The following is a 10686-nucleotide window of genomic DNA, read 5'->3' as shown; positions in this document are numbered from 1 at the left end:
GTTCACCGGGTCCCGCCGGTACAGCGCCAGGTCACTGTGCCCATCGGCGTTGTAGTCACCCACGGTCCGGCTCTGGGAACCGCCGCAGTTGTTGCTGACGCGCGTAACCGCGGGCGAGAGTGGTTCCCCGTCGGGGTAGCCGTCGGTGGTGATGCCCGACGGTATGCCGTTGAACCACGACTCGACCTTGGCGCCGTCGCGGAGCTGCTCGTAGTGCAGGTGCGGCCCCGAGGAGTTGCCGGTACTGCCGACCTTGCCGATCTGCTGGCCACGGTTCACCCTCTGGCCCACCGAGACCATCGCCGGCTCCAGGAAGTGCAGGTACCGGGTCTGCCAGCCGTCGCCATGGTCGATGCGGACGTAGTTGCCGCCACCGCTGTCGTATCCTGCGGACGCCACGGTGCCGCCGTAGGAGGCGATGACCGCCCGGCCGGCTGCGGGGCCTGAGGTGGGGGTCATGTCGATGTCGTAGTCGTCGTGTCCCCTGTAGGTCTGCAGGAGCCACGATTCACCGCACGGGAACGGGAGCTGGAACAGTGGGCGGGGGCCGGCGGCCTCGGCCTCGTGCGCATCGACCGTGACCAGGGTCGCCGAGGTCATCACGGCGAGCGCGGCCAGCGTGGTGGCGACGATCGAACGGCCGCGGGACAGTGCTGTCCGTATCGTTTCGGGTGATGTCGAGGGGTGCATCGTCATCCTTTCGCAGAAGGTGCCAGCGGCTTGGTTCCGGGGCGGGGGGATGGTGGGATTGATGGGTTGGCGGCTCCGCGCGGTCAGCAACGCAGCGATGACGATGAACACATGATGAACATCGACGCCAGATGAGCCTTTCGATAGGTGAACAACTTCTTCGCTGATGGATGTGGTGGATGGCGCTCGGGCGGTGACACTTGCCCGGAGTCAAGGATTTCGATCTTGCGATTCGAAGTCACGGCCTCTGACCTGGCGCGACTCCGCCTGGCGTAATGGCGCCAGCGTCCGGACCGGGATGTCGAGTCGGGGGCAGCGGATCGACCGCCGCCTGTTGCAGAATTGCGCTAGATCCACACGGGGGTGAGGGGTTGAGTTGCTGGCCAACCTGGGCTTGTCGCAATGGGACGAAAACGTGTATCGGGCGATGCTCTACCGCCCTCGTGCGGGAGTGGGCGAACTCGCCGCGTACCTAGAGGTCGGCGAGGAGGCGGTCCGCCAGGCACTGGACCGGCTCATCAACCTGTCGTTGGTCCGCGCCTCCGATGACGGCCTGCGGGCGGTGCGCCCGCAGGCCGGCCTGATGTTGCTGCTGGCCCGTGCCGAGGCGGAGGTCGCGGCCCGACAGCACCAGATCGAGGCGACCAGGTCGGCGATCATCAGCATCGCCGCCGAGTTCTCCGCGCACGGCTCGGCGGATGTCGTCACCCGCCTGGAGGGGATCGAGGCCGTCCGTGACCGGCTCGCCGAGCTCGTCTGGGAAACGGAGCGGGAGTGCTGCTCGTTCAGCAGCGGTGGTGCGCAGGCGCCCGACACGATCGAGGCGGCGAAGCCGCTCAACCAGGCCGCTCTGGAGCGTGGTGTGCTGATCCGGGGCGTCTACCAGGAGAGCTTCCGGAACGACCCCGCCACCGTGGCGCACGTGCGGTGGATGGCGCAGCTCGGCGGTCACTGCCGCACAGTGCCGACCCTGCCGATGCGGCTGGTGATCGTCGACCGTCGAACCGCTCTGGTGCCTATCGACCCCGCCGATTCGCGGGCCGGAGCCCTGGAGATCTACATCCCGGGCGTGGTCACCGGCCTCGTCGCGCTCTTCGAGCAGGTCTGGGAGTCGGGCCGGCCCTTCGGCGAGGCGCCCGCCCGCGACGGGGACGGCCTGACCAGCCAGGAGCGGCACCTGCTCAAGCTGCTGGCGGCCGGGCATACGGACGAGTCCGCGGCCCGCAAGCTGGCGGTGTCGACCCGTAGCGTGCAGCGGATGATGACCGTGTTGACCGAGCGGTTGAGGGCGGTGAGTCGTTTCCAGGCCGGAGTGGAGGCGACCCGCAGGGGCTGGGTGACCTGAGACCCGATCTCGTGGCCTTCCTGTCATCCGGGTGGGCGGGCCGAGAGCTCCCGCCAGGTGTCCGGGCCGACCAGCAGCGCCCGGACCCGCTCGTACGCCTCGTCCTCGCTGTCGAACTCGAAGAACCGGGAGACCCCCTCGGCCCCGCCTGCGCGCTGCTCCACGTGCCACTGGTCGGCGTCGGCCCGAAGGTAGACATCGCGCCGCGCCAGGCGCCCCCACTTGCCGTTCCACCAGTGCTTTCGTTGTTCCATGCCCGGACCCTATCGAACACACGTTCGATAGGGTCCATGGGTGGGTGAACCTGTCTGTCGGACCCTTGGTGTAGGGCGAACTCCGACCGCGTGCCCGGGTTGGTCGGGCTGGCTCAGGGGCGACGCTGGGCCGGCGGGTACTGCTGGCCGTACCGGTCGTCCGGCGTCTCAGGGTGCCGTCCGGGTGCCTGACCGGCAGCGACCAGCGCGTCCCGGATCTCGGTGAGCAGCTTGATCTCCTCGCTCGGCGCGGCCGGCGGAGGCTCCTCGCCGCTCCGGCGCCGCTCCGCGAGCTTGTTCATCGGAAAGACCACCAGGAAGTAGAGCACGGCGGCGGTCAGGAAGAAGGTGATGGTGGCGTTGACGAAGCCGGCCCAGTCGATCTTGTCTCCGTTGGGGAGCTTCCAGGCGCCCGCCAGCTCGCCCTTACCGCCGCCGAGCAGGCTGATCACCGGCTTCAGGAACGACGTGGTGAACGCCGTGACCAGTCCGGTGAAGGCCGCGCCGATGACCAGACCGACGGCGAGGTCGACGACGTTGCCCCGCATGATGAAGTCTTTGAAGCCCTTGAGCATTCGCGCCTCCGCTAGGTTGCCGCTGTTTGTCGACGGTCAACCTATGCCCCGGCCGGGCCGGGAGGAAAAGTGCCGGCGGATGCTCAGCCGGTCGCGGCGGTCCCGCCGGCCACGGCCTCGTCGACCGTGGCGTGGGTCTGCAGCACCTCCACCAGGCCGCTGACCTCGAGGATCCGCAGCACACCCCGGCGCGGGGCGGCCAGTCGCACGGCACCGCCGGCCTCGTCGGCGCTGTTCCGGGCCCGGACGAACACGGAGAGCCCGGTCGAGTCGCAGAACGACAACTCCGACAGGTCGAAGACCAGCCGGATGCGCCCCTTCTCCAACAGGTCCGTGATCTGGTCCTGCAGCTGTGGCGCGGTGGCCATGTCCAGCTCGCCCGCGACCGACACGACGACGACGTCGGCACGCTCTTCGGTGTGCACCGTCAGGGACATTCTCGACCTCCTGGGATATCGGTCGAACCGTACTCCACAACCGGGCCGGTACGCACCGACGGGCACCCGAGAGTCGCCTCGTCAGCCGTCGGCCGTGGTCGTCGAACCCGGCCGACCGGGATCTGCCGTACGCGAACAAGCCTTCCGGGACGCGTACCGGCGGGGCACGATCGCCGGATGCGCATCCTCATTCTCGGTGGCACGGTATTTCTCGGCCGGGCCGTCGCCCAGCAGGCGCTCGCGGCCGGTCACGACGTTACCTGCGCAGCCCGGGGCTCGTCCGGCAACCCGGTCGACGGCGCGCGCTTCGTCCGGGTGGACCGCGACGACCCGGCGGGCCTGGACGCCCTCGCCGGAGGGTTCGACGCGGTCGTGGACGTCGCCCGCCGGCCCGACCACGTCCGGCACGCGCTCGCCTCGCTGGCCGACCGGGTGGGGCATTTCACCTTCGTCTCCACCTGTTCCGTGTACGCGGACAACGCCACCGTGGGGCAGCGGGTCGACACCGCCCCCGTGCTGCCACCCGCGCCCCCGGACGCGGAGGACCCGGAGAAGGACGGGGAGGCGTACGGGGCCTGCAAGGTGAGCGGTGAACGGCTCGTGACGGCCGCCGTCGGCGCCGATCGGGCGTTCATCTGTCGGGCCGGCCTGATCGTGGGGCCGGAGGATCCGAGCGGGCGCTTCACATACTGGGTACGCCGGGCCGCCCGCAGTGGCGAGGTCCTCGCCCCCGGCACCCCGGACGACTCGGTACAGCTCATCGACGTACGCGACCTCGCCGCCTGGATCGTCGAGGCCGGCGAGCGGGGCCTGGCCGGCACGTACGACGGGATGGCGCCGACGATCACCCGGCAGGAGTTCCTGTCCGCCGTGCTGGGCGAGGACGCTCCGCTGACCTACGTACCGCAGGAGTTCCTGGCCGAGCAGGAGGTGGTGCCCTGGGCCGGCCCCCGCTCCCTGCCGCTGTGGCTGCCCCTGCCGGAGTACGCCGGCTTCATGAGCCGGGACGTGACACCCTCCCTGGCGGCGGGACTGCGCCCCCGGGACCTGGCGGCGACCGCCCGGGACACCGCCGCCTGGTTGGCCGCGGTCGACACCGGATCCGCCCCGGGCGGCAGGTCGACCGGGCTCACGGCGGCCGAGGAGGGCGAACTGCTGGCGGCCTGGCACGCCCGATAGCCGAGCGCCCGGCTCCCGGCTCCCGGTTTCTGCCCAGGCGACCTCACCCGGTCCGGACCTGTACCCCCGGTGAGGTCATGGAGCCGTGCAGCCGGAGCCGGACGATCCGGGAGTCCGGCGGGATGTCGTAGACGATGGCCCCGGTCACCCGGTTGCCGGGGTTGATCTCGCTGAGGAAGGCGCGCTGGTCGGCGTTGGCCAGCAACCCCGCCGTGCTGTCCACCCCGAACCGCTGGCCCGCGGGCCCGTACGCGATCTGCAGGTTGTCGTGGAAGACCACCGGCTGTGCGCCCAGGTTCCGCACCACCAGGTCGACCACGCAGAACTGTCCCAGCGCGAGCTGGCTGACCAGCGGGTCGCCCACCTCGGTCAGGCCGCACCGCAGTTGCCGTACCCGGAATTCGAGATCGCCGTCCCGGATCGGCTGGTTGAGCCCGACCACCCGCCGCTCCCGCTCGCGCAGCCCGGTGTAGAGGTCCGGTCCCCAGGCCAGGGCGATCACGGCCGCGGCCACGCAGCAGCAGGAGAGCAGCGCCGCGACGATGCCGAGCACGAACCACCATCGTCGGTCGGTCGGGCGGGCGAGGTTCGGGGCTGGCCCGGCGGGGTCGGCTGCCTGCGGGCCCGACCCGGGAGCGCTCTGCGCCTGCGCGGCGGGCTGGCCGGGCCACTGCGGCGGTCCCGGGTACCCGCCCAGCGGCGGCGTGTTGGCCGGGGTGTCCGGGGTGGACCAGTCCGGCGGCTGCCCCGTCGGACCGGGCGGTGCGATCCGGGGCGGTGCGGGTGCGCCGCCGGTCGACCGGGGCGGTGCGCCCACGCCCGGGGGGATCGGATCGGGGACCTCGTCCACCGACCGGCCCGCCCCCGGGTCCGGCGCCGGCTGCTGACTCGGACCCGCCGGGGGCGGCGGGTCGATCGCCCAGTCCCAGGGCCGCTCGGCCGGCGCCGGCGGGTACTCCGGCCGGTCCTCGCCCGCCAGCGGCCCGTCGGAACCGGCACCGGTCTGGTGCGGATCCTCGCCGGACTGGTCGGGCCTGGTCATCGCGATCCTCGTGTCGTTTGTCGGGCCTTCGAGAAATACTAGGCTTTAGTCCTATTGATCCCAGTAGGGATCGGCATCTTCGCGCCGTTCCGGCGCCACCGTCCTCGGACCGGCCAGCCCGCACGCCCGGCGGTGCCGACCGGCTCACCGGCGGTGCCGGCCGGCTCCGAAGGCGGTTCACGGACCGGGTGGCAGGATGGCGGGGTGGATCTCGTTACCGTCGACGACGTCCGGGCCGCGCTGACCGACCTGGCCGGGGTGGTGCTGCGTACCCCGTTGCTGCCGTGCCGGTGGGACGACCAGCTCTGGGTCAAGCCGGAGAGCCTGCAACCGGTCGGCTCGTTCAAGCTGCGCGGTGCGACCCACGCGGTGGCCCGGCTCGATCCCGTGCGACGGGCCCGGGGGGTCGTCACGCACTCGTCCGGAAACCACGGTCAGGCGCTCGCCTACGCCGCCCGGGCCCTGGGAGTGTCGTGCACGGTGGTGATCCCGGACGGCGCCCCGGCGACCAAGGTCGACCAGGTACGCGCCCTCGGCGCGGAGGTGCGGATGGTGCCGCCGCCCGATCGGCTGCCGGTCGCCGAGGCGATCGCCGCCGAGCAGGGCCGGACGCTGATCCCACCCTTCGACGACCGGCGGATCATTGCCGGCCAGGGCACGATCGGGATCGAGGTGCTGGAGGACCTGCCCGAGGTCGACGTGCTGCTGGTGCCGATCGGCGGGGGTGGGCTCGCCTCCGGCATCGCCACGGCGGTCAAGGCGCTCCGCCCCGGCACGAAGGTGATCGGGGTCGAGCCGGCGCTCGCCGCCGACGCCCAGGAGTCGCTGGCCGCCGGGGAGTTGCTGGTCTGGGATCCGGCCCGCACCTACCGGACCAGCGCAGACGGGCTGCGGACGAACCTGTCCGCGCTGACCTTCGCACATCTGCGGGAGAGGCTGGACGGCATCGTGACGGTCAGCGAGGACGAGATCGGGGCGGCGACCACGCGGCTGATCCGCGAGGCCAGGCTGGTGGTCGAGCCGAGCGGCGCGGTGGCCACCGCGGCCCGGATGTTCCACGCCGCCGAGTTGCCCGCCGGCCGTACGGTCGCGGTCGTGACCGGTGGCAACGTCGACCCGGCCGTACTCGCGGCGGCCGTCACCAGGTCCGACGCCGCGTTCCCCGAGTCCGTCGCCGCCGGGTCCGACCCCGAATGACGGTGCGGGCGACGGTGGGTCGGGTCGGCCGGGTGCATTCCCTACATTGGAACCATGGCTGACCGGACCGGTGCGAGCGCCTCGGACAAGACGTTCGACGTGTTGGAGGCGCTGGTCGAGCACAGCCGACTGACCGACATTGCGGCGGCGACGAACCTGCCGAAGGCCACCGTGCACCGGATTCTCCAGGTGATGGTCGAGCGCGGGCTGGCCCGGCCCGGCGGTACGGGCGACTACTTCACCGGTCCCCGGATGCTCGCCCTGGCCGGTCGGGTGATGCAGCGGCTGGACCTCCCGGCCCAGGTACGTCCGCAGTTGGAGGAGTTGCAGCGTCGGACCGGACGGACGATCCACCTGGCGCTGCTCTCCGGGGACGAGGCGGTGTACGTGGCCAAAGTGGAGGCGGGCAAGCCGTACCAGCTCGCCTCCCGGGTCGGGATGAGCCTCGACCTGCACAGCACGTCGATCGGCAAGGCGGTCCTGGCGACGCTGGACGACGCCCGCGTCGTCGCCCTGGCGGAGCGGACCGGACTGCGCCGGCACACCCCGGGAACCGTCGTCGACGTCCGGCACCTGCTGGCCGAACTCGCCACGGTCCGGTCCCGGGGCTGGGCCGAGGACCACGAGGAGAACGAGCCGGGTGTCTCCGCGACCGGAGCGGCGGTGTACGACCACGCCGGTCACGTGATCGGCGGAGTGAGCGCGGCGACGCTCAGTTACGAGGCGGCCGACCAGCCGCCGGACGAGGTGGGCCGGCAGGTGCTGGAGGCCGCCGCCCAGGTCTCCCGGGCCCTCGGCGCCCGGACGGTCTGACCCGTCCACACCCACTGACGGCGCCCGGCGCGTCCACCGGCCCTCGCCGGTGTCCTCGGTGTAGCCGCTCCAATTGTTTCCAGCAGGTTGCGTAGTCCAGTCACAGCGGTCAGACTGTGACGAAGGTTACTGTGGAACGCCGTTCCGTACAGCGGAACGGCCGTCTCCTGAGGAGTGAACCGGATGGCGCGCGGCGAGGATCGGATTCGGACCGGCGGCACGAGCCCGATGGCATCGGGCATCCCGTCCTGGTCGACCGTGCCGAACAGCCGAGCACCGGCCGGATCGGGACCGGCGGCAGCCGGCACCGGAGAGCCGGACGACGGCCCGGTCCCGGACGCCGTACCGGCCGAGGAACTGGTGGCCGTCGCCGCACGGATCCTCACCACCGCCGGTACGCCGGAGGCCACGGCACAGGCGGTGGCGCTCTCCCTGGTGGAGTCCGACCTGGTCGGGCACGACTCACACGGGGTACGCCGACTCGTCCCCTACGTCGACGCGGTACAGGCCGGCATGATCGATCCGACCGCCGATCCCGTTCTCCGGCACCGTCACCGGGCCACCGCGGTCGTCGACGGCCGGGGCGGGTTCGGGCAGCTCGCCGCCCGGCTGGCGGTCACCGAGGCCCGGCAACTGGCCCGCGAGCACGGCGTCGGTGTGGTGACGATCGGCAACTGCAACCACATCGGCCGGCTCGGTGAGTACGTGCAACTGCTGGCCGAGGCGGACGCCGTCGGGCTCGCATTCTGCAACATCAACTCCACCGTCGCGCCGTACGGCGGTCGGGAGCGCCGGCTCGGCACCAACCCGCTGGCCTGGTCCGCTCCCCGCGCCGCCGGCAACCCACCCGTGGTGCTCGACTTCGCCACCTCCGCGATCGCCGAGGGCAAGCTGGCGCTGTCGATGGCCCGCCGGGAGCGGGTCGACACCGGTCTCCTGGTCGACGCCGACGGCCGCGACTCCACCGACCCGGGCGACTTCTACCACGGCGGTGCACTACTTCCCTTCGGCCAGCACAAGGGCTACGGCCTGAGCGTGCTGATCGAGATCGTCGGCGGCCTGCTCTCCGGCGCCGGAGTCTCCAGCCTGCCCGGGTACGACAACACCAACGGCACCGTACTGATCGCCATCGACATCCAGACCTTCCTGCCGGTATCCGAGTTCCGAGCCCAGTCCGAGGGGTTCTGCCGGCTGCTGGGCGACACCGCGCCCGCCGTCGACAACGACCCCGGCCCGGACGGCGTACTCGTGCCCGGCGAGAAGGAGGCGCGGACCCGCGCCAGCCGGATCCGGGACGGGATCACGCTCGCCCCGACGACCTGGCAGGAGCTGACGGCGCTCCCCGGAGGCCCGGCGCCACCCGCACGTCCGGCCGGTACCTCCGAGCGTTCGCCCTCCTCCGCCCGGACACCACTGTCACCCCCACCCCGAAGCCACGCCGACGGCGCGGCACCCTCCTCCGAGGAGAATCCTGATGACACAGCCGGTGGACCCCCCGCCCCCGCCTGAGCCCGAGATCACCCCGACGCCGACCGACACCGAGCCACAGACCAGCACCCCACCCGCCGAACTCCGCCGGGTCGTGTCGGCCTCACTGGTCGGCACCGCACTGGAGTGGTACGACTTCTTCATCTACGGCACCGCCGCCGCGCTGGTCTTCGACGACATCTTCTTCCCGGACGCCGACCCGGCGATCGGCACGCTCGTCGCGTTCGCCACGTTCGGGGTGGCGTTCCTGTTCCGGCCGGTCGGCGGCTTCTTCTTCGGCCGGCTCGGCGACCGGATCGGCCGCCGTTCCACCCTGATCATCACCACGCTGGTGATGGGCATCGCCACCGGTCTGATCGGGCTGCTGCCGACGTACGACCAGATCGGGATCTGGGCGCCGGTCCTGCTGGTGCTGATGCGGATCTGCCAGGGACTCGGTGCCGGAGCCGAGTTCGGGGGCGCGTCGACCCTGCTCGCCGAGCACGCCCCCGCGCACCGGCGCGGCTACTACGCGTCGTACGCCCAGACCGGGGTGCAGATCGGTCTGGTGCTCGGCACCGTGTCCTTCCTGCTGGTCGGCATGTTGCCGGACGACCAGCTCGAATCCTGGGGCTGGCGGATCCCGTTCCTGGCCAGCTTCGCGATGATCTTCGTGACCATCTACGTACGACTCCGGGTGACCGAGTCGCCGGTGTTCACCCGGATGGAACGCAGCCGTACCGTCGTCCAGACGCCCATCCTGGACACCCTGAAGATGTATCCGCGCAACTTCCTGGTCGGCATCGGCGCACACATCTGCGACACCGCGATCGTCTACATCTTCGCCACCTTCAGCGTCGCCTACCTGACCAACGAACTCGACCGGCCCCGCTGGGTCGCGTTGACCGGCGTCATCCTGATGGGCCTGGTGGTGATCGCGGTGCAGCCGGTCTACGGGGCGCTCTCGGACCGGATCGGGCGCAAGCCGCTCAACGTCTTCAGCGTGGTCTTCACCGCCGCCTTCGCGTTCCCGTTCTTCTGGCTGCTCAACTCCGAGGCGACCGTACTGATCTGGCTGGCGCTGATCATCGCCGGTGGCATCGGGTTCGCGCCGATGATCGCCGTACAGCCCGCGTTCTACGCGGAACTGTTCGGAGCGGGGGTGCGGTACACCGGATTCGCCGCCTCCCGGGAGATCGGTGCGGCGATCTCCGGCTTCTCCCCGCTCGTCGCGGCGGCACTGCTCAGCACCGCGGACGGCTCACCCTGGCTGGTCGCACTCTGGATCATCTTCACCGCCGCGATCTCGCTGGTGGCGTTCCTGGTGGCCCGGGAGACCAGGACGATGGACATCAGCGCCCTCCACGCGTACCAGGAGGAACCGCCCGGTGAGGCCGCGGCGCCCACCCCTGCGGAGACCGTGCGATGAACCTCGAGAAGACCGTCGCGGTGGTCACCGGCGGCGGTACCGGAATCGGCCGCGCGGTCAGCCTGGCCCTGGCCCGAGCCGGCGCGGACGCCGTCGTGGTCAACTTCAACCGCTCGCAGGCCGAGGCCGAGGAGACCGCCGCGCAGGCCCGGGAGTGGGCCGGCCGGTCCCGGCCCGCCGCCGCCGACGTCGCCGACGACCTCCAGGTACGCGCCATGGCCGACCAGGTGCTCGCCACCTTCGGCCGGGTCGACATCC

General features: G+C 71.4%; 12 protein-coding genes. 7 read left to right on the top strand and 5 right to left on the bottom strand.

Annotated elements, in window-relative coordinates:
* On the bottom strand, positions 1 to 618 hold a 618-nt coding region (locus tag ACFP2T_RS21690), incomplete at its 3' end, for a M23 family metallopeptidase (protein WP_377424541.1).
* Between the two features lie 448 nt (positions 619 to 1066).
* Here ACFP2T_RS21690 and ACFP2T_RS21685 point away from each other — a divergent pair.
* A complete protein-coding gene (locus ACFP2T_RS21685) occupies positions 1067 to 2035 on the top strand; it encodes a LuxR C-terminal-related transcriptional regulator (RefSeq protein ID WP_377424493.1) in 969 nt (322 codons plus the stop codon).
* A 23-nt stretch (positions 2036 to 2058) separates the two neighbouring features.
* Here ACFP2T_RS21685 and ACFP2T_RS21680 read toward each other — a convergent pair whose 3' ends face one another.
* From ACFP2T_RS21680 to ACFP2T_RS21670, 3 genes are all read right to left on the bottom strand, one after another.
* A complete protein-coding gene (locus ACFP2T_RS21680) occupies positions 2059 to 2289 on the bottom strand; it encodes a hypothetical protein (protein WP_377424491.1) in 231 nt (76 codons plus the stop codon).
* A 113-nt stretch (positions 2290 to 2402) separates the two neighbouring features.
* Entirely contained in the window at positions 2403 to 2864 is a 462-nt protein-coding gene (mscL, locus tag ACFP2T_RS21675; protein WP_377424489.1) for a large conductance mechanosensitive channel protein MscL, read from the bottom strand.
* Positions 2865 to 2947: 83 nt separating this feature from the next.
* Positions 2948 to 3301, bottom strand: a complete 354-nt coding sequence (locus ACFP2T_RS21670) for an STAS domain-containing protein (RefSeq protein WP_377424488.1) — start codon at positions 3299 to 3301, stop codon at positions 2948 to 2950.
* Between the two features lie 177 nt (positions 3302 to 3478).
* Here ACFP2T_RS21670 and ACFP2T_RS21665 point away from each other — a divergent pair, with 177 nt between their 5' ends.
* Positions 3479 to 4480, top strand: coding sequence for an NAD-dependent epimerase/dehydratase family protein (locus ACFP2T_RS21665; RefSeq protein ID WP_377424486.1), 1002 nt, complete (start codon positions 3479 to 3481; stop codon positions 4478 to 4480).
* Between the two features lie 43 nt (positions 4481 to 4523).
* On the opposite strand, the gene ACFP2T_RS21660 is transcribed toward ACFP2T_RS21665, so the two are convergent.
* Positions 4524 to 5522, bottom strand: a complete 999-nt coding sequence (locus tag ACFP2T_RS21660; protein WP_377424485.1) for a DUF4352 domain-containing protein — start codon at positions 5520 to 5522, stop codon at positions 4524 to 4526.
* A gap of 204 nt (positions 5523 to 5726) precedes the next feature.
* On the opposite strand from ACFP2T_RS21660, the gene ACFP2T_RS21655 reads away from it, so the two are divergent.
* From ACFP2T_RS21655 to ACFP2T_RS21635, 5 genes are all read left to right on the top strand, one after another.
* Positions 5727 to 6719, top strand: coding sequence for a threonine ammonia-lyase (locus tag ACFP2T_RS21655; RefSeq protein WP_377424483.1), 993 nt, complete (start codon positions 5727 to 5729; stop codon positions 6717 to 6719).
* Between the two features lie 54 nt (positions 6720 to 6773).
* Complete coding sequence (locus ACFP2T_RS21650) at positions 6774 to 7532, top strand: IclR family transcriptional regulator (RefSeq protein WP_377424482.1); 759 nt, start codon at positions 6774 to 6776, stop codon at positions 7530 to 7532.
* Between the two features lie 183 nt (positions 7533 to 7715).
* Positions 7716 to 9041 carry an Ldh family oxidoreductase gene (locus ACFP2T_RS21645; RefSeq protein WP_377424480.1) on the top strand — a complete coding sequence of 442 codons (1326 nt, stop codon included), beginning with the start codon at positions 7716 to 7718 and terminating at the stop codon, positions 9039 to 9041.
* Complete coding sequence (locus ACFP2T_RS21640; protein ID WP_377424478.1) at positions 9007 to 10428, top strand: MFS transporter; 1422 nt, start codon at positions 9007 to 9009, stop codon at positions 10426 to 10428. Before ACFP2T_RS21645 ends, ACFP2T_RS21640 begins: the two co-directional genes overlap by 35 nt.
* Positions 10425 to 10686: SDR family NAD(P)-dependent oxidoreductase (locus ACFP2T_RS21635; protein WP_377424477.1), on the top strand; the 262-nt coding region annotated here is incomplete at its 3' end. The genes ACFP2T_RS21640 and ACFP2T_RS21635, both read left to right, overlap by 4 nt.

Source organism: Plantactinospora solaniradicis (assembly GCF_042658085.1).
In the GTDB taxonomy this organism is placed as follows: domain Bacteria; phylum Actinomycetota; class Actinomycetes; order Mycobacteriales; family Micromonosporaceae; genus Plantactinospora; species Plantactinospora solaniradicis.
This window is presented reverse-complemented; position numbering and strand designations above follow the sequence as displayed.

What these genes read in the sequence shown, in the direction of transcription:
- ACFP2T_RS21640 (WP_377424478.1), top strand. Translation starts at nt 9,007, where the DNA reads ATGACACAGCCGGTGGACCCCCCGCCCCCGCCTGAGCCCGAGATCACC.
- mscL (WP_377424489.1), bottom strand. Translation starts at nt 2,864, where the DNA reads ATGCTCAAGGGCTTCAAAGACTTCATCATGCGGGGCAACGTCGTCGAC.
- ACFP2T_RS21660 (WP_377424485.1), bottom strand. Translation starts at nt 5,522, where the DNA reads ATGACCAGGCCCGACCAGTCCGGCGAGGATCCGCACCAGACCGGTGCC.
- ACFP2T_RS21645 (WP_377424480.1), top strand. Translation starts at nt 7,716, where the DNA reads ATGGCGCGCGGCGAGGATCGGATTCGGACCGGCGGCACGAGCCCGATG.
- ACFP2T_RS21680 (WP_377424491.1), bottom strand. Translation starts at nt 2,289, where the DNA reads ATGGAACAACGAAAGCACTGGTGGAACGGCAAGTGGGGGCGCCTGGCG.
- ACFP2T_RS21670 (WP_377424488.1), bottom strand. Translation starts at nt 3,301, where the DNA reads ATGTCCCTGACGGTGCACACCGAAGAGCGTGCCGACGTCGTCGTCGTG.
- ACFP2T_RS21665 (WP_377424486.1), top strand. Translation starts at nt 3,479, where the DNA reads ATGCGCATCCTCATTCTCGGTGGCACGGTATTTCTCGGCCGGGCCGTC.
- ACFP2T_RS21650 (WP_377424482.1), top strand. Translation starts at nt 6,774, where the DNA reads ATGGCTGACCGGACCGGTGCGAGCGCCTCGGACAAGACGTTCGACGTG.